Raw genomic sequence first — 20,920 nt, forward strand, 5'->3', positions numbered from 1 at the left:
GTCACGCCGCCATCGTGGTGTCCGGACGCGCCGCCAGCATCCGCTCGAGGGCGATGCGTGCGGGTTCCGCCACGTCGGCCGGAACGGTGATCCGGTTGAGCACCTCGCCGCGCACCAGGCCTTCGAGCACCCAGGCGAGGTAGCCGGGGTGGATGCGGTACATGGTCGAGCACGGGCACACCACGGAGTCGAGGCAGAAGATCGTGTGCTGGGGGTATTCGGCGGCGAGCCGCTGCACGAGGTTGATCTCGGTGCCGATCGCGAACGTCGAACCGGCGGGCGCCGCTTGGATCGCCTTGACGATGTAGTCGGTCGAGCCGTATTCGTCGGCCGCGTCGACCACCGGCATCGGGCACTCCGGATGCACGATCACGCGCACTCCCGGGTGGTCGATGCGGGCCTGTTCGATCTGGCCGACCGTGAACCGCTTGTGCACCGAGCAGAACCCGTGCCAGAGGATCACCCGCGCGTCGGACAACGTCTCTGCGTCGTTTCCGCCGAAGGCCTTGCGCGGGTTCCACAGGGGCATCCGCTCGACCGGCATCCCCATCGCCTTGGCGGTGTTGCGGCCGAGGTGCTGGTCGGGGAAGAACAGCACCCGCTGGCCGCGCTCGAAGGCCCAGGTGAGCACGGTCTCGGCGTTCGACGAGGTGCAGACGATGCCGCCGTGCTCGCCGCAGAACCCTTTGAGGGCGGCCGAGGAGTTCATGTACGTGACGGGGATCACGGGCACGCGGCCATCGGCGTCCGGCTCGGTGCCGTACAGCTCCTCCAGCTGCTCCCAGCACTCGGTCACCGAGTCGATGTCGGCCATGTCGGCCATCGAGCATCCGGCGGCCAGGTTGGGCAGGATGACCGCCTGCTCCGGTCGCGAGATGATGTCGGCGGTCTCGGCCATGAAGTGCACGCCGCAGAAGACGATCGCTTCGGCATCCGGTTTCGCCTTGGCCGCGTTCGCGAGCTGGAAGGAGTCGCCCACGAAGTCGGCGTACTGCACCACTTCGTCGCGCTGGTAGAAGTGGCCGAGGGTCACGACGCGGTCGCCGAGGGTCGCCTTGGCCGCGAGGATGCGTTCGCGCAGCTCGTCGGCGCTCGCCGTGCGGTACTCCTCGGGGAGCTCGCCCTGGATCGGGGCGATGGCCGGGATCGGGTCGGCCATCGAGGCGCCGGGACCGTACGACGGCGCCTGCCGGTCGAACTCCCACGGGGCCTCGACGAGGTCGGGGGTGCAGGTCTCGCCGTCGAGCTCACCGCGGGCGATGAGCTGGATGGTGGTGTCGACCGATGCGGTGATGCTCATGCGTTTCCTTCTTTATCGGGGTGTTCTTCTGCCGGGACGCCGAACGGGTGCTGCTGGCGGGGGAGTGGACCCTGGTCGGCGAGGTCGATGGAGTCGTTGTAGCGGTAGAGGCGCGGGGGGCGGTGGCGCGTGCCGGTGAGGTACTGGTCGGTGGCGACGACGGCGCCGGAGGCTTCGATGGTGCGCCGGAAGTTGGCGGGGTCGAGCGGCCGGCCGAGCACGGCCTCGTGCACTTCGCGCAGCTGGGCGAGGGTGAAGGTCTCGCCGAGGAAGGCGTGCGCGATGCTGCTGTACTCCATCTTGGTGCGGAGCCGCCAGAGGGCGTATTCGACGATGAGCTTGTGGTCGAAGGCCAGTTCGGGGAGGTCGTCGGCGGGGAACCACCGCACGTTCTCGCCGACGCTCGCCTGGGCGGCCTCGTCGCTGCGCGCGAGCGCCCAGTAGACGATGGACACGACGCGCTCCGCGGCCGTCGAACGCCGGACGTCGCCGAACGCGTAGAGCTGCTCGAGGTAGCGCGGGGTGAGAGCCGTCGTGTCGGCCAGGGTGCGCGCGGCCGCGAAGGCGAGGTCTTCGTCGAGGTGCAGCGGCCCGCCCGGCAGTGCCCAGCACCCTTCGAACGGGCTCCGGATGCGGCGCACCAGCGGCAGCCACACACTCGCGAGATCGCCGGTCTGCTCGTCTTTGCGCAGAGCGAAGATCACCGTGGACACGGCCAGGAGCGCGCTGACGGGCTCGTGGGTCCGTGCTTCGCGCTGCTCGGTCGACGACATCGCCAGCTCCATCCGGGTAAAGGTCAATGTGACCCTAACTATTCAGCCATCTTAGTGTCATCCTGACCCGAACTCCAAACCGGGCGTGGATCTCGGCCGCCCGCCGGATCGGACCGCCTCATTCCCTGAGCGGTCAGCCCGGGCATCCCGTGGTCGGATATGCTGAACACCGTTCGCGCCTGCGCGCGGACAGCGAGTGCAACTGAATACTGGGCCATCGAGGTCGATGCGGGAGAGCCGGAGCGCGCGAATGCGCACAGCCGGCACCGAAGGAGCAATCCTCCCCGACAATCTCTCAGGTACGCGTACCGCATCGAACTGGCCACTCTGAAAAGCAGAGCAGCGACACCATCGCCGCTCTCGCCCAAGGTGAAAGCCGCGCCTGTGCGCGGTGAAACTCTCAGGCCGGATGACAGAGGGGGAGTTCTCACGTTGCCGAAAGGCGCGCCCAACTCCCGGCGACGGCCGGCGAAACCGGAGAACTCATGACCTCGCACGACGAAGAACGCTTCTCACCGTTGCACGACGCCCACCAGGCGGCCGGCGCCTCGTTCACCGACTTCGCCGGCTGGCAGATGCCGGTGCGCTACTCGAGCGACCTCGCCGAGCACCACGCGGTGCGCACCGCCGCCGGGCTCTTCGACCTCTCGCACATGGCCGAGATCTTCGTGATGGGACCCGAGGCGGCCAAGGCCCTCGACTACGCGCTCGCCGGCAAGCTGTCGGCGGTGGCGACCGATCAGGCCAAATACAGCCTGTTGCTTTCGCGCACGGGCGGCATCATCGACGACCTCGTCGTCTACCGCACCGGCGACGACCGGTACATGGTGGTGGCCAACGCCGCCAACCGGCATCTGGTCGTCGAAGAGCTGCGCGACCGCACCGCTCCGTTCGAGGCCGACGTCTACGACGAGAGCGACGACATCGCGCTCATCGCCGTGCAGGGCCCCGCCAGCCTCTCGATCCTCGCCGCCACCGACGGCTTCGCGGTCGAGGGCGGCGCGAACGGCGGCGGCGACTTCGCCGAGCGCATCGACTCCCTCAAGTACTACTGGTCGCTCCCTGCCCTGTTCCAGGCGCACCCCGTCCTCGTCGCACGCACCGGCTACACCGGAGAGGACGGCTTCGAGCTCTACGTCGCCCCCGACAACGCGAACGAGCTATGGGATGCCCTGCTCGAGGCCGGCTCGGAGCAGGGCCTGGTCCCGGCGGGCCTCGCCAGCCGCGACACCCTGCGCCTCGAGGCCGGGATGCCGCTCTACGGCAACGAGCTCAGCGTCGACACCTATCCGGCGCAGGCCGGTCTCGGCCGGGTCGTGAACCTCGCCAAGGACACGGACTTCGTCGGCCGCGCGGCGAGCGAGGTGGGCCCGGATGCTCAAGCGCCGGTCCTCGTCGGCCTGATGGGCCACGGCAAGCGCGCCGCCCGCTCCGGCTACCCGGTCTACGCGACCGACACGGTCACCGACGCGGACGAGACCGTGGGAGTCGTCACCTCCGGTGCGCTCTCGCCGACCATCGGCGTCCCCGTGGCGATGGCCTACGTCTCTCCCCGGTTCGCGCGACCGGGCACCGAACTGCACGTCGACGTCCGCGGCACCCGTCTCGGCTTCACCGTCACAGCCCTTCCCTTCTACAGCAGAAAGAAGCACTAGCCATGGCCGCACCCCAGGATCTCCAGTACACCGCCGAGCACGAGTGGATCCTCGTCGAGGGCGACACGGCGACCGTCGGCATCACCGCCTATGCGGCCGAGAAGCTCGGCGATGTGGTGTTCGTCGAACTGCCCGAGGTGGGAAGCACCCTCGCCGAGGGCAAGGTCGTCGGCGAGATCGAGTCGACCAAGTCGGTCGGCGAGCTGTTCGCTCCGGTCGACGGAACGGTCACCGAGATCAACGACGCCGTGGTCGATTCCCCCGAGCTGGTCAACAGCGACCCGTTCGGCGACGGCTGGCTCGTGAAGGTCTCCTTCACAGCCCTTCCCACTCTGCTCAGCTACGACGAGTACGCCGCCCTGACCGGCGAGTAAGGCCGAACCTTCGATGACTGAACTGTTCCAGACGCGTCACATCGGCACCGATGGCGACGCGCAGCGCACCATGCTGTCCGCCCTCGGATACGAGAGCGTGACCGACCTCGTCACGGCCGCGGTCCCGGAGTCCATCCGGGTCTCCGACGACTACGCCTCCGTGCTGCCCGCGCCGGCCAGCGAGCGCTCGGCCCTGCAGGAGCTGCGGGCCATCGCCGCGCGTAACACCGTCAACCGCTCGATGATCGGCCTCGGCTACTACGGCACGATCACGCCGTCCGTGATCAAGCGCAACGTGCTCGAGAACCCGAGCTGGTACACGGCGTACACGCCGTACCAGCCGGAGATCTCCCAGGGGCGTCTTGAAGCCCTGATCAACTTCCAGACCATGGTGGCCGACCTCACCGGCCTCGACACGGCCAACGCCTCGATGCTCGACGAGGGCACGGCGGTGGTCGAGGGGATGCTGCTCGCGCGTCGCGCCTCCAAGGTCAAGAGCCCGCGGTTCGCCGTGGACGCCGACACCTTCCCGCAGACGCTCGCGCTGCTGCGCAACCGTGCGGACGCCGTCGGCATCGAGCTCGTCGTGCTCGACTTGGCGGACACGGCCCCGGATGCTCCCGAGCTCGCCGATGTCTTCGGCCTCTTCGTGCAGTACCCCGGGGCATCGGGGCGGGTCTGGAATCCGGCCGAGGTCATCGCCGCGGCGAAGGCCGGGGGAGCGGTCGTGGTGGCCGCCGCCGACCTCCTCGCGCTGACCCTCCTCACCTCGCCGGGCGAGCTCGGCGCCGACGTCGCGGTCGGCACCAGCCAGCGCTTCGGCGTCCCGATGGGCTTCGGCGGTCCGCACGCCGGCTACATGGCCGTGCGCAGCGGTCTGGAGCGCCAGCTCCCCGGCCGCCTGGTCGGCGTCTCGCAGGATGCGATCGGCAAGCCCGCCTACCGCCTCACGCTGCAGACGCGCGAGCAGCACATCCGGCGCGAGAAGGCCACCTCGAACATCTGCACCGCCCAGGTGCTGCTCGCCGTGATGGCCGGGATGTACGCCGTCTACCACGGACCGCGCGGCCTCAAGGCGATCGGTCAGACCGTTCACGCGTCCGCGGCGATCGCCGCCCGGGTGCTGCGCGAGCACGGCGTCGACGTGCTGTCGGAGTCGTTCTTCGACACCCTGCAGGTGCGCGTCGCCGACGCCGCGGCAACGGTCGCGGCGGCCCATGACCTCGGCATCCTGCTGCACGCGGCGGACGCGACCACCGTCGCGGTGAGCTTCGACGAGGAATCGGCAGCCGACCTCGGCGCGGGCTCCCCGCTGCTCGCCGACCTCCTCACAGTGTTCGGTGCGGGGGAGAGCACGGTCGACGTCGAGTACGCCGCGAGCCTGCGCTCGTTCGACGCCTCGCTGGCCCGCGAGAGCGCCTACCTCACGCATCCGGTCTTCAACACGCATCACTCCGAGACGGCCATGATGCGCTACCTCAAGTACCTCGCCGACAAGGACTACGCCCTCGACCGCGGCATGATCCCGCTCGGCTCGTGCACGATGAAGCTCAACGCCGCCACCGAGATGGAGGCCGTGACCTGGCCGGAGTTCGCGGCCCTGCACCCGTTCGCCCCGCTCGAGGACGTGCGCGGGTCCCTCCACCTCATCGACCAGCTGGAGACGTGGCTCGCCGACGTCACCGGCTATGACTCGGTCTCGCTGCAGCCCAACGCGGGCAGCCAGGGCGAGCTCGCCGGACTCCTCGCGATCCGCGGCTACCACCGCTCGCGCGGCGACGTGCAGCGCACGGTCTGCCTGATCCCGCAGAGCGCCCACGGCACCAACGCCGCCTCGGCGGTCCTCGCCGGGATGCGCGTCGTCGTCGTGGCCTGCGACGAGCTCGGCAACGTCGACCTCGACGACCTGCGCGCCAAGATCGCCGAGCACGCTGACACCCTCGCGGCTCTCATGATCACCTACCCGTCCACGCACGGCGTGTACGAGCACGAGGTGGTCGCGATCACCCAGGCCGTGCACGACGCCGGCGGCCAGGTCTACGTCGACGGAGCCAACCTCAACGCGCTGCTCGGCTACGCCCGGTTCGGCGACTTCGGCGGCGACGTCAGCCACCTCAACCTGCACAAGACGTTCTGCATCCCGCACGGCGGCGGCGGTCCCGGCGTCGGACCGGTGGCGGCCAAGGCACACCTCGCGCCGTTCCTGCCCGGTCACCCGCTCGGCCAGAACGCCGAGCACTACCTGGCCGGCGGCGAGTCGGTCGTACACGGGGGAGGGCCGGTCTCGGCCGCGCCGTACGGCAGCCCGAGCATCCTGCCGATCAGCTGGGCCTACGTGCGGATGATGGGCGAGGAGGGCCTGCGCGACGCCACCGGCGCCGCGGTGCTCGCCGCGAACTACGTCGCCGTGCGACTGCGCGACCACTTCCCGGTGCTGTACGCGGGCGACAACGGTCTCGTGGCGCACGAGTGCATCCTCGACGTGCGCCCGCTCACCGAGGCCACCGGCGTGACCGTCGACGACGTCGCCAAGCGCCTCATCGACTTCGGGTTCCACGCGCCGACGATGAGCTTCCCGGTGGCGGGCACGCTGATGGTGGAGCCGACCGAGAGCGAAGACCTCGGCGAGCTCGACCGCTTCGTCGCCGCCATGATCACGATCAAGGCGGAGGCCGACGCGGTCGGCGCCGGCGAGTGGACCGTCGACGACAACCCCCTGCGCAACGCTCCGCACACGGCCGAGTCGGTCATCGCGGGCGAATGGGCGCATCCGTACACCCGTGAGCAGGCCGTGTACCCGGTGCCGGGGCTGGTGCGCAACAAGTACTGGCCGCCGGTGCGCCGCATCGACCAGGCCTGGGGCGACCGCAACCTGTTCTGCGCCTGCCCGCCGCCCGAGGCCTTCGCCTGACACAGCCGGTGGCCGCGATCACGCGAAGATCTGCGGCCACCAGGCGACGGCGAGGGGATAGCCGACGAACGACACGATGTCGATGATCACGTGGGCGATCACCAGCGGCATCACCCGGCCCCAGCGGGTGTAGCACCAGCCGAAGACGACGCCCATGATCGCGTTGCCGATGAAGGGCCCGAAGCCCTGGTACAGGTGGTAGCTTCCCCGCAGCAGCGCGGCGGACAGGATGATCGTCCAGCGCCCCCAGCCCAGCTGACGCAGCCGGGTGAAGAGGTAGCCGACGATGATGACTTCCTCCTGGAGCCCGGCCCGGATCGCGGCGAAGATCAGGATCGGCACGGTCCACCAGTGCGTGTCGAGCGGTGAGGCCTGCACCTGCACGGTGATCCCCGCCACACGTCCGAGGGCGTACAACAGGATGCCCGGGATGCCGATGGTCAGGAACAGCAGCACTCCGCCGCCGAGATCGCGGCCGGGACGGGTGAGATCGAAGCCGATCCGGCGGAAGCCGCTGCCGCTGGTCCCGTCGCCCGGGCGCTGCCAGAGCAGGAAGATCACCAGGGCGACCGCGAACAGCGGGAAGAAGTTGTTGAGGAACTGGTAGGTGAAGTCGAGCCACTCGCGCGTGCTCTGCGAGGGGTTGACGGCCGCCGACTGGTCGGCGAGCGGCGTCGTGTCGGTCACCCGCGAGATGATCTCCACGATCGAGTAGACCGCGGATGCCCCGAGCGAGAGCCCGAGCACGATGGCGATCTCCCACCACAGCCTCGGTCTGTCCGCGCGCGCGACGGGAACCTCAGCGGACCAGCGGGTTTCACGGCTCATACAGGCATCCTGCCAGTCCTCGAACTGCTGTGCAGACCGTCTTCGACGGCCTTCGAAAACCGGGGAACCGGCCGTTTCTTTGCACGGGGCGGTGCAAAACGTCCGCATTCGCGTGCTTCGTGCAATTTTCCACCAACTGAGTTACCACTGTGTAACGTTTTCCTGCCCCGTTTTGCATTCATTGCGCCCGATACCTAGGGTCATTCTTATCCAGCGCGGCATAAGCACGCTCGCACGCCTATGCCGTCGCACACTTCGCACAGGAGGAACATTGCACATCAAGGGAAGAAAGGTCAGGTACGCGGTCAGCGCGGTCGCCGTCGCCGGCGTCGCAGCACTCGCACTGTCTGCCTGCACCACGACCGGTAGCACGTCGACTTCGACGGCTGCCCAGGGCGGCACTGTGACCGTCGCGGTTGTCAACGACCTGACATCGCTGAACTCGCAGACCCCCCAGGGAAACCTGGACACCAACGGCCAGGTCGGATACCTGGATGGCTCGTACGGTTCGGGCTTCCAGTACATCAACGACAAGTTCCAGATCGTCCACGACGACAAGTTCGGAACGTTCGAGAAGACCTCGGACAGCCCGCTCACGGTCAAGTACACGCTCAACAAGGCGGACAAGTGGTCCGACGGCCAGCCCATCACTGCTGATGACATGGTCCTCGGATGGGCCATGCAGTCGGGATACTACGACTCGTCGACGCTCGACCAGAACACGGGCAAGGTCCTCAAGGGCACCCAGTACTTCACCCCCGCCGCCGGCACCGCCGGCATCGACCAGACCTCCTACCCTGAGGTCAGCGACGACAACCTCTCGATCACCCTGAAGTACGCCAAGCCGTACGTGGACTGGGAGCTCTTCAACCCGATGGCGCAGCCGTCGCACATCGTCGCGAAGAAGGCCGGACTCTCGTCGGCCGCCGACCTGACGAAGCTCCTCAAGGGACTTCCGAAGGGCGACAAGACCAACCCGGCGCCGATCGATCCGACCCTGAAGAAGGCTGCTGACTTCGTCAACACGGGCTACGACATCACGGCGTACCCGACCGACAAGGACCTCGTGGTCTCCTCCGGCGCGTTCTACGTGTCCGGCTGGACCCCCGGTCAGTCGATCACGATGTCGAAGAACAAGTACTACGCCGGCGGAATGAAGCCGAACGTGGACAAGATCGTCTTCCGCATCATCCCGGACGCCAACGCCCAGGTCACCGCTCTCCAGAACGGTGAGGTCGACATCATCAACCCGCAGGCGTCCGCCGACACGCTGACCGCCCTCAAGGCGACCAGCGCCAAGGTGCTCACCGGCGACCAGGTGTCGTACGACCACCTCGACCTGAACTTCGGCTCCAAGGTGTTCGCCGACGCGAAGGTCCGTGAGGCGTTCCTCAAGACGATCCCGCGTCAGCAGATCCTCGACTCGATCGTCACCCCGGTGAACCCGAAGGCCGAGATCCTGAACTCGCAGATCTGGCTCCCCAGCCAGAGCGACTACAAGGCGTCGGTCGAGCAGAACGGCTCCGACAAGTACAGCAAGGTCGACATCGAAGGTGCGAAGGCCCTCCTGGCCGGTGCCACCCCGACGATCCGCATCCTGTACAACACGAACAACCCCAACCGCGTCGACGAGTTCGGGGCCATCCAGGCCTCGGCTGCGAAGGCCGGCTTCAAGATCGTGGACGCCGGATCGCCCGACTGGAGCACCCTGCTCCCCGGTGGCAACTACGACGCGTCGCTCTTCGGCTGGATCAGCCCGGGCGCCGGCACGTCGCAGATCCCGCAGCTGTTCACCACGGGTGGTGGCGGTAACTACAACCGCTACAACGCGAAGAACGATGTCGCTGTCCAGACGCAGACCACCATCGACAAGGGCGAGCTCGTGAAGCTCGAGCAGCAGATCGACAAGGCCACGTTCTCGGACGGCTACGGCCTGCCGCTGTTCCAGCTGCCCGGCGTCTTCGGCGTCAACGCTCGCGTCGACGGCGCGAAGTACATGGGCAACCAGACCGGACCCTTCTGGAACTTCTGGGAGTGGTCGGTCAAGTCCAGCAAGAAGTAACAACACCACAGCGATGGGTGCCCGGGCGAACCCCGGGCACCCGTTCTGCGGGCGGGGCGCCGGCCAGGCCGGCGCCCCGTATCATGTAACGGTGGACGAGACCCGTCCACCCATCCCGAAACGCGCCCCGGCGAGCACCGCTCGGCCGACCCCCAGACCGGGCGCGTTGTGTCAGTGAGGTTTTCAACCTATGGCGAGTTTCATCCTGAGACGCCTTCTGGTCTCGGTGCTCATCATCATCGCCGCATCGTTCCTGATGTACATGCTGGTCGCGTACAGCGTGGACCCGCTCAAGGACTTGCGCGACAGTAGCTCTCCCAACAAAGCGAATCTGATCAACGCCCGCGTGGAGTTGCTCCAGCTCGACGTTCCACCGCCGCTCCGCTGGCTGTTCTGGCTGGGCGGTGCGGCCAAGTGCCTCATCCCGTTCGCCAACGCGTGCGACCTCGGCTCGACCATCTCGCGCGCACAGGTGGTCGACATCCTGCCGCTCGCGCTCGGCTCGACCGTTCAGCTCGTCACACTCGCGCTGGTCCTCGCGATCCTGCTCGGTGTGACCATCGGTATCGTCACCGCCCTTCGCCAGTACAGCGGACTCGACAACGTCGTCACGTTCCTCAGCTTCTTCCTGTACTCGCTCCCCGCGTTCCTCGTCGCCGTCCTCCTCAAGGAGTTCGTCGCGATCGACTTCAACGACTTCCTGGTCAATCCGGTGATCCAATGGTGGGTCGCCGCATTGATAGGCCTGGTCGCGGGCCTGATCTGGCAGTCCTTGATAGGCGGTGACATGCGGCGGAGGCTCACCACCTTCCTGGTCTCCGGCATCGCCACAGCCGGCGTGCTCATGCTGATGTCGGCGACCGACTGGTTCCTGCACCCCGGTCTGGGTCCGGTGGTCATGATCATCCTGGTCGCCGCCGTCGTGGTCGCGACGACCGCGCTGATCTCGGGACTGCAGAATCGCAAGGCTCTCATCGCCGCCGGCATCAACGGTGCGATCGCCATCGTCTGCTACTTCGCGCTGCAGCCGCTGTTCGACGTCTCATCGGTGGCGACCATCGTCATCCTGGCGATCGTCGCGATCGCGGTGAGCGTCGCCGTCGGCTACTTCGTCGGCGGCTACGATCGCGGTCAGAACATCCGGATCTCCGTCATCGTCACCATCGTGTCGGGCTTCCTGATCCTGGTCGACCGCTTCATGCAGGCCTGGCCGACCTACTTCGACGACACCAACGGACGCCCGATCGCGACCGTCGGTTCGTCGACACCGGGTCTCGAGGGCGACATCTGGGTGACGGGTCTCGACACGTTCACCCACCTGATGCTGCCGACCATCGCGCTGCTCCTCATCTCGTTCGCGTCGTACACGCGGTACTCGCGGGCCGGGATGCTCGAAGTGCTCAACCAGGACTTCATCCGCACCGCGCGCGCCAAGGGGCTCCCTGAGCGCACCGTGGTCGTGCGCCACGCCTTCCGCAACATGCTGATCCCGATCACCACCCTCGTCGCCTTCGATGTGGGCGCGCTGCTCGGTGGTGCGATCATCACCGAGCAGGTGTTCGCGATCCCCGGGATGGGCGCACTGTTCAACGCGGGCCTGGCCCGCGGCGACCTGAACCCGGTCATGGCGTACTTCGTCGTGATCGCGGCGATGGCCATCCTCTTCAACTTCCTCGCGGACCTCGCATACGCCGCACTCGACCCGAGAGTGAGGGTTCGATAATGTCCAGCACAGAACCGATGATCGCCGATGAGCTGCAGGCGCCCTCCGTGCCGCCGGTCAGCCAGGGCAGGCTCATCTGGAAGCGCTTCCTCTCGAACAAGCTCGCCGTCGGCAGCGCCATCCTGTTCATCCTGATCCTGCTGTTCTCGATCAGCGCGATCGGCATCGGGCCGATCCACGGCTGGTGGAAGTACAACTACACAGAGCTGAACGACCAGGTCAAGCAGGGATCGCCCACCTGGGAGCACCCGTTCGGTCAGGACCGCATCGGCAAGGACTACTTCGCCCTCACGATGCGCGGAATTCAGAACTCCGTGCTCGTCATGGTGATCATCGGTGTCATCGCCAGTGTCGTCGGCGTCGTCGTCGGTGCGATCGCGGGATACTTCCGCGGCGTCACCGACGCCTTCCTGATGCGCATCACCGACGTCTTCATCGTGATCCCCGCCCTCGTGATCGGCTCGGTGGTCGGTCACTTCTCCGGCGGCCTCGGCGCCCCGTTCCTGGCGATCATGCTCGGATTCTTCTCGTGGATGGGCATCGCCCGTCTGGTGCGAGGCGAGTTCCTGTCGCTCCGCGAACGCGAGTTCGTGGAGGCCGCCCGTGTGGCCGGCGCCTCCGACATGCGCATCATCTTCAAGCACATCCTGCCGAACGCCATCGGCGTGGTGATCGTGGCCTCGACGCTGATCATGGCCTCGGCCATCCTGCTCGAGACGGCGCTCTCCTTCCTCGGCTACGGCATCCGGCCGCCCGACGTCTCGCTCGGCCTGCTCATCAGCTCCAACCAGTCGGCGTTCCAGACCCGCCCGTGGCTGTTCTGGTGGCCCGGTTCGTTCATCGTCACGCTGGCCCTCCTCGTCAACTTCGTCGGCGACGGGCTGCGCGACGCGTTCGACCCGCGTCACCGCCGGTTCAACCTCCGCAAGATGCGCGAAGAGGAGCCGGAGCCCGGCGAGGACGACACCAGAGGTCCGAAGACCGGAGCCGCCCTCGCGGAGGACGTGCTGTGACGTCGGACGCCCGCGACCTGCTGCTCGCCTCAGGCGAGCAGCAGGGCCGCGACCGTTCCCGCCGCCAGCACGACGAGGCCGGCCAGCGCCGCCCAGTTCCAGTGCACCGCGACCGGAGCCTGGTCGGCGATGCCGACCTCCAGCGCGCCGGTGTCGCGGAGATGCGCCCAGCGGCGGCGGACGACTTCGGCCGCCTGGCCCGATTCGGTGGAGAGCAGATCGCCCGGACGGCGGACGCTGTCCTCGACCGACGGCTTTCCGGCACGGCCCTTCGTCTCGTTCCGGGTGGCGCGCAGCGTGCTGGCCGTCCCGGGCGCCGGGGCGGACCAGACGGCGTAGCGGTGTCCGGGCGTGTAGAGCGTCAGGGCGTACTTCGTGTCGACGTGGATGAGCGCGGTCCACGGGATCTCGATGGTCCGCGTGACATTGTGCACCGTGACGCCCTCCGGGGCGACGACGAGGCGGGGCTGCCAGAGGGCGACCCACGCCACCAGAGCGAAGAACGCGCACGGCACCAGGTAGAGCAGGCGCAGATCGTGCACGCTCACGACGAGAGCGACCGCGATCGCGGCGGCTCCCGCCCAGATCAGAATGGCAACGACCCGGTTGAACCGGGAGACGAACACCTCGCGTTCGTCGGTGGAGGTGTACGGCATGGATCCATGCTCTCATCTCCCGCCACACCGAAACGCGACCGGAGCCGCCGGGCGATCCCCGGCGCTCGCGAAAGGAACAACTCATGACCGACACCATCCCCGGTCAGGCCGGCGTCGTGCTCGACGCCCCGGTCCTCGAAGTCACCGACCTCTCGGTGGACTTCGGCGTCGACGGCGTCTGGATTCCGGCGGCCAAGAAGCTCAACTACTCGATCAAGGCCGGTGAGGTGCTGGCGATCGTCGGCGAGTCCGGCTCCGGCAAGAGCGCGAGCTCGATGGCGATCCTCGACCTCCTGCCGCAGAACTCCCGCACCCGGGGCAGCATCAAGCTGGAGGGCCGCGAGCTCACCGGGCTGACCCAGCCGCAGATGCGCCGTGTGCGCGGGCGTCAGGTCGCCGTGATCTTCCAGGAGCCCATGACGGCGCTCAACCCCGTCTACACCGTGGGCTTCCAGATCATCGAGACCCTGCGCATCCACTTCGGGATGTCGCCGCACCAGGCCAAGGAGCGCGCCCTCGAGCTGCTCGACATGGTGGAGCTGCCCGACCCCGTCAAGGCGTTCAACTCGTACCCGCACCAGCTCTCCGGCGGTCAGCGTCAACGCGCCATGATCGCGCAGTCGATCTCGTGCGACCCCAAACTGCTCATCGCCGACGAGCCCACGACGGCCCTCGACGTCACGGTGCAGGCCGAGATCCTGGAGCTGCTGCGCAGTCTCCGCGACCGGCTGGACAGCGCCATCCTGCTCATCACCCACGACATGGGCGTCGTCGCCGACCTCGCGGACAACATCGTCGTCATGCGCAAGGGCGACATCGTCGAAGGCGGCACGGTCAAAGAGGTCTTCGAGAACCCGAAGCACCCGTACACGATCTCCCTGCTGAACGCCGTGCCGCACCTCGGTCAGCGCGGCGACGAGGAGATCGACACCACCGCCGCGCTGGCGGCCGGCGCCGAGAGCACCGACCCCGAGTTCACCGAGCGCATCGCCGTCAACGAGCGCATCGCCCGCGCAGCGCACGAGGAGGCGATCGCCGATCCGCGCAAGGTGGTCGTGGACTTCCAGGATGTGGCGATCGAGTACCCCAAGCACGGCCGCGTCCCTGCCTTCCGCGCCGCGAGCAACATCGACCTGCAGATCCACGAGGGAGAGGTCGTCGGCCTGGTCGGCGAGTCCGGCTCGGGCAAGACCACCCTCGGCCGCGCCGCGATCGGTCTGCTTCCGATCCACTCCGGCAAGCTGGTCGTCGCCGGTCAGGACATCAGCAACGCCTCGCGCGACGAGATCCGCAAGCTGCACCGCAACGTCGGCATCGTCTTCCAGGACCCGTCGTCGTCGCTGAACCCGCGCCTCCAGATCTCCGACAGCATCGGCGAGCCGCTCCTGCTGGCCAAGGGCCTCAAAGGCGCCGGCCTCGCCAAGGAGGTCGACCGCCTGCTCGACAGCGTCGAACTGCCGCGGGCCTACCGCAGCCGGTTCCCGCACGAGCTCTCCGGAGGCCAGAAGCAGCGCGTCGGCATCGCCCGCGCGCTGTCCCTGGAGCCGCAGGTGCTGATCGCCGACGAGCCCACGAGCGCCCTCGACGTCTCCGTCCAGGCCCGCGTGCTGGAGCTGATGCAGCAGCTGCAGAAGGAGATGAACTTCGCCTGCCTGTTCATCACCCACGACCTCGCCGTCATCGACGTGCTGGCCGACCGCATCGCCGTCATGCACCACGGCAACCTGGTCGAGGTCGGTTCCCGCAACGAGATCCTCCGCTACCCGAAGGAGGCGTACACGCAGCGCCTCCTCGCGGCCGTCCCGCTGCCCGACCCCGACCAGCAGCGCGCCCGCCGGGCCCTGCGACTCGAGCTCCTGGCCGCTGGCTCCGACGAGGCCGAGGCGGTGCCGCAGGTCGACCTGGCGCACGAGCCGGAGCCGCCGGTCGCCCAGGGGCTGTGAGTCTCCGGGAGCACTGACCCCCTGCAGTCAGTTCGAGGGCCTCGACGCGGTGTGCGTCGGGGCACTCTCTGCAGTTGCGTGTGGCGCGCGACGTGGGGCGCAACCTTCCTCCACAGATGGCTCCTCGACAGGGAGCCGAGGTCGAAGTTATCCACAGGGAAAAGCCTGATGAGAGTGCATTTATGCTCTTCACAATGTCAGTGGCTCATGATGAACTGGATCCATGACCAGCACACCGGCCGCGGCACTCGGGGAGGCACTCGCCGCCCTCACCGTGCCCGCGTCGCTGACGCGAGACGATCTCCTCCGGGCGCTCACCACGTTGGGCGATGTCCAGGCCGTGCTGGATGCCGTGAAGGTGGGAGTCGTCGGCGAGTTCGTCTCGCGGCCAGTCGTCGCCGGGCCCGGCAATCCAGTGACCGCGGCCGGTCAGACCAGTCCGGCGGCGCTGGTCGGCGAGCGGTGGCGCGTTCCACTTCGAGCGGCCCGGCAGTTCTGCGAGGTCGGAGAAGCCACAGCCGAACGCACGAGTCTCGTCGGTGAGATCCTGCCGCCGCGCTTCCCGCTGCTCGCCCGCGCGATCGGCGCGTCGCTTCGAGAGTCGCAGCTGTCGCTGAGCATCGATCACGCCGGTGTGATCGTGCGGGAGCTGCAGAAGGCCGCCTGCGCCTGCAGTCCGGGCGACCTCGAGCAGGGTGAGAGGCTCCTCGTCGAGCACGCGCCGAATCTGTCCGTGGCCGAACTTCGTGCCGTCGCCGTGCAGGTGCGCGACCGCCTCGACGACGACGGGGTCCTGCCCCGAGAGCACCGGCAGCGACGCCGGCGATCCCTCGCCATCAGCACCACCCACGACGGCATGACGCACGTCGACTGGTACCTCGACCCGGAGTCCGCGGGTTTCGTCGTGTCCGCGATCGACGCGATGGTCGGTCACGAGCTGCGACGCGTGCGCTTCAGAGACCCCGGTGGCTTCGAACAGCGCGCTCCTGGGTTGAACGAGTCCGGGGCGAACGCGTCCGACCCTGCGTCGAGCGAGTCGGACCCCGCGGCGAGCGAGTCCGACCCCGCGGCACGCGAACTGGAGGGGGCAGAGGAGCTTCCTGAAACCCGCACACAGGCGCGGCTGTGCTCGGATGCGGCGACCGACGGTTCCGGCATCTCGCGGCATGCGCGGATCCTGGCGCGAACGGCAAGCCCCCGGTGACCGTCGTGGTGCGGATCGACTGGGAGGCACTGCGGTCCGGTCGCGGCACGGGGGAGATCGACGGAGTGCGCTCGCCCGTGAGTGCGGGGACGGTGCGCCGGATGGCCGCCGACGCCTCGATGATCCCCGTCGTCCTCGGCGGTGGGTCGGAAGTCCTCGACCTCGGGCGGGCGCGACGATTGTTCAGCCGGGCGCAGCGCATCGCCCTCGCCGAACGCGACGGAGGCTGCGCGTGGCCCGGATGCCCGCATCCGCCCTCGTACACCGAAGCCCACCACATCCGCTGGTGGGACGCCCACACCGGCCCCACCGACCTCACCAACGGCGTCCTTCTGTGCGGTGCACACCACCATCGCATCCACGATGACGGCTGGGAGATCCGAATGGTCGACGGCCTGCCCGCCTTCATTCCGCCTGCCCATGTCGACCCCCACCGCAGACCGCGCATCGGCGTCCGGCTGCGATTGAGGCTGCGGCTGCGCCCGGCGGCCTGAGCGATGCGCCGCTCCGAGCGGGACCGAGACCGAAGCGGTCGCAACGGCGTTTTTGCCCATCCCGCCGCGCATCCCGCCGCGCATCCGTCCGCGCATCCGTCTGCGCATCCGTCTGGGCACCCGTCTGAGCCCCCACCGAATCCTTGATAGAATCGAATGTTTCCCACCACACTTCTGACCGAGAGTCGAGTCTTCACGCATGTCCGAGAACGCCGTCGCCCACCGCGATGATCTGCGCAACGTCGCAATCGTCGCCCACGTCGACCACGGCAAGACCACGCTGGTCGACGCCATGCTCCGGCAGACAAACTCCTTCACCGCGCATGAGCACGTCGAGGAGCGCGCGATGGACTCGAACGAGCTCGAGCGTGAGAAGGGCATCACGATCCTCGCCAAGAACACGGCGATCTCGTACAACGGCAAGCACGCCGACAAAGGCCCCATCACGATCAACGTGATCGACACCCCCGGCCACGCCGACTTCGGCGGCGAGGTCGAGCGCGGCCTGTCCATGGTCGACGGCGTCGTGCTCCTCGTCGACGCGAGCGAGGGCCCGCTGCCGCAGACGCGCTTCGTGCTGCGCAAGGCGCTCGAGGCGAACCTCCCCGTCATCCTGGCCGTGAACAAGACCGACCGCCCGGATGCCCGCATCCAGGAGGTCGTGAGCGAGAGCCAGGACCTGCTCCTCGGGCTGGCCAGCGACCTGGCCGACGACGTGCCCGACCTCGACCTCGACGCGATCCTCGACGTTCCGGTCGTCTACGCGTCCGGCCGCAACGGTGCTGCGAGCCGCAACCAGCCCGCCAACGGCGAGCTGCCCGACAACGACGACCTCGAGCCGTTGTTCGAGGCGATCCTCGAGCACATCCCCGCTCCGTCCTACGACCCGGATGCTCCGCTGCAGGCGCACGTCACGAACCTCGACGCGTCGCCGTTCCTCGGCCGCCTCGCCCTGCTCCGCATCTTCAACGGCACGCTCAAGAAGGGCCAGACGGTCGCGTGGGTCCGCCACGACGGCGACGTGCACAACGTCCGCGTCACCGAGCTCATGATCACCAAAGCCCTCGACCGCTACCCGGCCGAGAGCGCCGGTCCGGGCGACATCGTCGCGGTCGCCGGTTTCGCCGACATCATGATCGGCGACACGCTGGCCGACCCCGAAGACATCCGTGCGCTGCCGGCGATCCACGTCGACGAGCCCGCGATCTCGATGACGATCGGCACCAACACCTCGCCGCTGGTCGGCAAGGTGAAGGGCCACAAGCTCACGGCGCGCATGGTCAAGGACCGCCTCGACCGCGAGCTCGTCGGCAACGTCTCGCTCCGTGTGCTCGACATCGGCCGCCCCGACGCGTGGGAGGTTCAAGGCCGCGGGGAGCTCGCGCTCGCAATCCTGGTCGAGCAGATGCGTCGCGAAGGCTACGAGCTCACGGTCGGCAAGCCGCAGGTGGTCACGAAGCGCGTCGACGGCAAACTGCAGGAGCCGTTCGAGCACCTCACGATCGACGCGCCCGAGGAGTACCTGGGCGCGATCACGCAGCTCCTCGCCAGCCGCAAGGGCCGCATGGAGAACATGGCGAACCACGGCACCGGCTGGGTGCGCATGGAGTTCATCGTCCCGTCGCGCGGACTCATCGGCTTCCGCACGGAGTTCCTCACGACGACGCGAGGCACCGGCATCGCCAACGCGATCTCGCACGGCTACGACGACTGGGCCGGCCAGATCGTCACCCGCAGCAACGGCTCGATCGTGGCCGACCGCTCCGGTGTGGTCACCCCGTTCGCCATCATCGCTCTCCAGGAGCGCATGACCTTCTTCGTGAACCCGACCGAAGAGGTCTACGAGGGCATGGTCATCGGCGAGAACTCGCGCGCCGACGACATGGACGTGAACATCACCAAGGAGAAGAAGCTGACCAACATGCGTCAGTCGACAGCCGACAACTTCGAGTCGATGACTCCGTCGCGCCAGCTGACGCTCGAGGAGAGCCTCGAGTTCGCCCGCGAAGACGAGTGCGTCGAGGTGACTCCGGAGGTCGTCCGCATCCGCAAGGTCGAGCTCGACGCGAACGCCCGTGCCCGGGCAACGTCGCGTCTCAAGAAGCAGGACCAGAACGCCTGATCCCACGTACGCTTGATCTCGGCAGGATGCTCACGGCATCCTGCCGAGCATCCGGGCCGTGCGATGGAGAGGTAGGGCGATGAACAGGACACGCGCGTTCGTCGGCGTTCCACTGGCGATCATCCTCGCCCTCGGAGTCGCGCCGGCGCTGACCGGTTGCGGCGTCGAAGGAATCGTCAAAGACGTGACCGGCGGAAACGTCGACATCGGCGGCAAGAAGGTCCCCGCGGACTTCCCGTCGGCCGTACCGCTCTACCAGGGCGAGATCGTGCTGGGCGCCTCGGTGGGCTCCGGCGACAAGAAGGTCTGGAACGTCACCGTCAAGGTGCCGGGCGGTTCGGCCTACAAGGACATCTCCACGCAGCTCACCGACGCCGGCTTCACCGGCGGATTCCGCAGCACGACAGCCGACGGAGGGACCGGCACGTTCACCGACGGCCGATACGGCGTGCTCGTCGTGGTGACCGGTGCGGGCGACAACGGCTGGGTGGCGAACTACTCCGTCTCCCCGAGCGACTCCGGGTCGCCGTCGCCGTCGCCCTCGCCGGCTCCGTCGAGCTAGGCGAAGAGCCCGGAACCCACGTACGACCCTTCGCGCGCGCCCGGCGGCACGGCGAAGATCGCCGACCCGACGTGCTTGAGATACTCGTTCATCGCGTCGCTGCGCGCCAGCTGCTGCTGGATCGGGATGAACTGCTTTCGGGGATCGCTCTGGAACGCGATGAAGAACAGCCCGGCGTTGAGACGGCCGAGCTCGTCGTTCCCATCGACGAAGTTGTAGCCGCGACGCAGCAGCTGGGCGCCGCTGTTGGTGCTCGGATGCGCGAGCCGGACGTGCGAGTCCGGGTCGATCTTGGTTCCACCGCTCGACGACACCGCGAGGAAGTTCGGCTCCGTGAACTCGGTGCCGCCCGACAGGGGAGCGCCCTCGCCCTTGTCGCGCCCGATGATGCGCTCCTGCTCTCCGAGCTGCTGGCGGTCCCAGGTCTCGATGACCATCCGGATCTTGCGGGCCACGAGATAGGACCCTCCGCCCATCCAGGCGGCTCCGTCCGATCGGGACGCCCAGACCTGGTCGGCGACGACCGCGGTGTCCTCGGCTTTGATGTTGGCCGTGCCGTCTTTGAAGCCGAAGAGGTTGCGCGGCGTCGTCTGGCCCCTGGTCGTGGAGGAGGTGCGTCCGAAACCGAGCTGCGACCAGCGGATCGACGCGCGGCCGAATGCGATGCGCGACAGGTTGCGGATCGCGTGCACGGCCACCTGAGGGTCGTCGCTGCAGGCCTGCACGCAGAGATCGCCCCCGACGTAGGCGTCGAGCAGAGCATCCCCGGGGAAGTGGGGCAGGTCGACGAGGGCCGCGGGTCGGCGTGACGCGATGCCGAAGCGATCGCGCCCGTCTGCCGCGGTGAAGAGCGTCGGCCCGAAGCCGAAGGTCAGCGTGAGGCCGCCCGGCGGGAGGTCGAGCGCCTCGCCGGTGTCATCCGGGGGAGCGTCGAGGGGGCCGCTGGCCGGTCCGTACTTTCCGGCGGGCTTGCCCTGAGTCATCCGCGCGGCCGCCACGGTCCAGTCCCGGAGCAGCTCGACGAGTCCGGCGCGGTCGAGGTCGGACGCGACATCGAAGGCCGCGAAGTGCAGCCGGTCCTGAGCCGAGGTCGTGATGCCCGACTGGTGCTCGCCGTAGAACGGGTACGTGTCTGCCGGCTGGGTCGTCGCCCCGAGGATGGTCCGGTCGATCGCGATTCCGGCGCCGACTCCCACGATCCCGGCCCCGACGGTGGCGCCCGCGAGCCCGAGCAGTCCTCGACGGGACAGCCCGGGCTCGGCGGGTGCGGGTTGTACGGGTTGTTCAGCGCTCACTCGGA

16 protein-coding genes and 1 riboswitch are annotated in these 20,920 nt (G+C 68.1%); of the genes, 11 read left to right on the plus strand and 5 right to left on the minus strand.

What is annotated here, in order from left to right:
* Position 1 precedes the first annotated feature (1 nt).
* On the minus strand, positions 2-1,300 hold the full coding sequence (gene nadA, locus ACFVV5_RS12650) for a quinolinate synthase NadA (protein ID WP_387244289.1): 1,299 nt from the start codon (positions 1,298-1,300) through the stop codon (positions 2-4).
* On the minus strand, positions 1,297-2,073 hold the full coding sequence (locus ACFVV5_RS12655) for an NUDIX domain-containing protein (protein WP_387244292.1): 777 nt from the start codon (positions 2,071-2,073) through the stop codon (positions 1,297-1,299). Before ACFVV5_RS12655 ends, nadA begins: the two co-directional genes overlap by 4 nt.
* A gap of 219 nt (positions 2,074-2,292) precedes the next feature.
* Positions 2,293-2,394, plus strand: a riboswitch (glycine riboswitch).
* Between the two features lie 164 nt (positions 2,395-2,558).
* On the opposite strand from ACFVV5_RS12655, the gene gcvT reads away from it, so the two are divergent.
* From gcvT to gcvP, 3 genes are read left to right on the plus strand one after another with little or no spacing between them, the layout of a single operon-like run.
* Positions 2,559-3,728 (plus strand): glycine cleavage system aminomethyltransferase GcvT, encoded by a 1,170-nt coding sequence (gcvT, locus tag ACFVV5_RS12660; RefSeq protein ID WP_387244295.1) that lies wholly within the window; start codon positions 2,559-2,561, stop codon positions 3,726-3,728.
* Positions 3,729-3,730: 2 nt separating this feature from the next.
* Positions 3,731-4,102: a glycine cleavage system protein GcvH gene (gcvH, locus tag ACFVV5_RS12665; RefSeq protein ID WP_387244298.1), complete on the plus strand. Its 372-nt coding sequence runs from the start codon at positions 3,731-3,733 to the stop codon at positions 4,100-4,102.
* A 13-nt stretch (positions 4,103-4,115) separates the two neighbouring features.
* Positions 4,116-7,013: an aminomethyl-transferring glycine dehydrogenase gene (gene gcvP / locus ACFVV5_RS12670; protein ID WP_387244301.1), complete on the plus strand. Its 2,898-nt coding sequence runs from the start codon at positions 4,116-4,118 to the stop codon at positions 7,011-7,013.
* A gap of 18 nt (positions 7,014-7,031) precedes the next feature.
* Here the strand turns inward: gcvP and ACFVV5_RS12675 are convergent, their stop codons facing one another.
* Positions 7,032-7,841, minus strand: coding sequence for a CPBP family intramembrane glutamic endopeptidase (locus ACFVV5_RS12675; RefSeq protein ID WP_387244304.1), 810 nt, complete (start codon positions 7,839-7,841; stop codon positions 7,032-7,034).
* 271 nt (positions 7,842-8,112) lie between these two features.
* Between ACFVV5_RS12675 and ACFVV5_RS12680 the strand changes: the two genes are divergently transcribed.
* The 3 genes from ACFVV5_RS12680 (at position 8,113) to ACFVV5_RS12690 (ending at position 12,639) form a co-directional block, all read left to right on the plus strand.
* Positions 8,113-9,903, plus strand: coding sequence for an ABC transporter family substrate-binding protein (locus ACFVV5_RS12680; protein ID WP_387244307.1), 1,791 nt, complete (start codon positions 8,113-8,115; stop codon positions 9,901-9,903).
* A gap of 190 nt (positions 9,904-10,093) precedes the next feature.
* Positions 10,094-11,626, plus strand: a complete 1,533-nt coding sequence (locus tag ACFVV5_RS12685; RefSeq protein ID WP_387244310.1) for an ABC transporter permease — start codon at positions 10,094-10,096, stop codon at positions 11,624-11,626.
* Complete coding sequence (locus ACFVV5_RS12690) at positions 11,626-12,639, plus strand: ABC transporter permease (RefSeq protein ID WP_387244313.1); 1,014 nt, start codon at positions 11,626-11,628, stop codon at positions 12,637-12,639. Before ACFVV5_RS12685 ends, ACFVV5_RS12690 begins: the two co-directional genes overlap by 1 nt.
* A 29-nt stretch (positions 12,640-12,668) precedes the next feature.
* Here the strand turns inward: ACFVV5_RS12690 and ACFVV5_RS12695 are convergent, their stop codons facing one another.
* Positions 12,669-13,295, minus strand: coding sequence for a PH domain-containing protein (locus tag ACFVV5_RS12695; RefSeq protein ID WP_387244316.1), 627 nt, complete (start codon positions 13,293-13,295; stop codon positions 12,669-12,671).
* A gap of 83 nt (positions 13,296-13,378) precedes the next feature.
* Here ACFVV5_RS12695 and ACFVV5_RS12700 point away from each other — a divergent pair, with 83 nt between their 5' ends.
* The 5 genes from ACFVV5_RS12700 to ACFVV5_RS12720 all read left to right on the plus strand — a co-directional run bounded on the left by ACFVV5_RS12700 (position 13,379) and on the right by ACFVV5_RS12720 (position 19,620).
* Positions 13,379-15,238 carry a dipeptide ABC transporter ATP-binding protein gene (locus ACFVV5_RS12700; RefSeq protein ID WP_387244319.1) on the plus strand — a complete coding sequence of 620 codons (1,860 nt, stop codon included), beginning with the start codon at positions 13,379-13,381 and terminating at the stop codon, positions 15,236-15,238.
* A 223-nt stretch (positions 15,239-15,461) separates the two neighbouring features.
* Complete coding sequence (locus ACFVV5_RS12705; protein ID WP_387244322.1) at positions 15,462-16,442, plus strand: DUF222 domain-containing protein; 981 nt, start codon at positions 15,462-15,464, stop codon at positions 16,440-16,442.
* Complete coding sequence (locus tag ACFVV5_RS12710) at positions 16,439-16,936, plus strand: DUF222 domain-containing protein (RefSeq protein WP_387244325.1); 498 nt, start codon at positions 16,439-16,441, stop codon at positions 16,934-16,936. The genes ACFVV5_RS12705 and ACFVV5_RS12710 overlap by 4 nt, the downstream gene beginning before the upstream one ends.
* A 199-nt stretch (positions 16,937-17,135) precedes the next feature.
* The gene (typA, locus tag ACFVV5_RS12715) at positions 17,136-19,058 is read left to right on the plus strand and encodes a translational GTPase TypA (RefSeq protein ID WP_387244328.1); all 1,923 of its coding nucleotides are present in this window, start codon (positions 17,136-17,138) and stop codon (positions 19,056-19,058) included.
* A 79-nt stretch (positions 19,059-19,137) separates the two neighbouring features.
* Positions 19,138-19,620 (plus strand): hypothetical protein, encoded by a 483-nt coding sequence (locus tag ACFVV5_RS12720; RefSeq protein WP_387244331.1) that lies wholly within the window; start codon positions 19,138-19,140, stop codon positions 19,618-19,620.
* Here ACFVV5_RS12720 and efeB read toward each other — a convergent pair.
* A complete protein-coding gene (efeB, locus tag ACFVV5_RS12725) occupies positions 19,617-20,915 on the minus strand; it encodes an iron uptake transporter deferrochelatase/peroxidase subunit (RefSeq protein ID WP_387244334.1) in 1,299 nt (432 codons plus the stop codon). The genes ACFVV5_RS12720 and efeB overlap by 4 nt on opposite strands.
* Between the last annotated feature and the right edge of the window lie 5 nt (positions 20,916-20,920).

Origin of the sequence: Leifsonia sp. NPDC058248 (assembly GCF_042881905.1) — a bacterium.
Classification (GTDB): domain Bacteria; phylum Actinomycetota; class Actinomycetes; order Actinomycetales; family Microbacteriaceae; genus Leifsonia.

What these genes read in the sequence shown, in the direction of transcription:
- nadA (WP_387244289.1), bottom strand. Translation starts at nt 1,300, where the DNA reads ATGAGCATCACCGCATCGGTCGACACCACCATCCAGCTCATCGCCCGC.
- ACFVV5_RS12720 (WP_387244331.1), top strand. Translation starts at nt 19,138, where the DNA reads ATGAACAGGACACGCGCGTTCGTCGGCGTTCCACTGGCGATCATCCTC.
- ACFVV5_RS12700 (WP_387244319.1), top strand. Translation starts at nt 13,379, where the DNA reads ATGACCGACACCATCCCCGGTCAGGCCGGCGTCGTGCTCGACGCCCCG.
- gcvH (WP_387244298.1), top strand. Translation starts at nt 3,731, where the DNA reads ATGGCCGCACCCCAGGATCTCCAGTACACCGCCGAGCACGAGTGGATC.
- ACFVV5_RS12695 (WP_387244316.1), bottom strand. Translation starts at nt 13,295, where the DNA reads ATGCCGTACACCTCCACCGACGAACGCGAGGTGTTCGTCTCCCGGTTC.
- gcvT (WP_387244295.1), top strand. Translation starts at nt 2,559, where the DNA reads ATGACCTCGCACGACGAAGAACGCTTCTCACCGTTGCACGACGCCCAC.
- ACFVV5_RS12705 (WP_387244322.1), top strand. Translation starts at nt 15,462, where the DNA reads ATGACCAGCACACCGGCCGCGGCACTCGGGGAGGCACTCGCCGCCCTC.
- ACFVV5_RS12685 (WP_387244310.1), top strand. Translation starts at nt 10,094, where the DNA reads ATGGCGAGTTTCATCCTGAGACGCCTTCTGGTCTCGGTGCTCATCATC.
- typA (WP_387244328.1), top strand. Translation starts at nt 17,136, where the DNA reads ATGTCCGAGAACGCCGTCGCCCACCGCGATGATCTGCGCAACGTCGCA.
- ACFVV5_RS12655 (WP_387244292.1), bottom strand. Translation starts at nt 2,073, where the DNA reads ATGTCGTCGACCGAGCAGCGCGAAGCACGGACCCACGAGCCCGTCAGC.
- ACFVV5_RS12690 (WP_387244313.1), top strand. Translation starts at nt 11,626, where the DNA reads ATGTCCAGCACAGAACCGATGATCGCCGATGAGCTGCAGGCGCCCTCC.
- ACFVV5_RS12675 (WP_387244304.1), bottom strand. Translation starts at nt 7,841, where the DNA reads ATGAGCCGTGAAACCCGCTGGTCCGCTGAGGTTCCCGTCGCGCGCGCG.
- gcvP (WP_387244301.1), top strand. Translation starts at nt 4,116, where the DNA reads ATGACTGAACTGTTCCAGACGCGTCACATCGGCACCGATGGCGACGCG.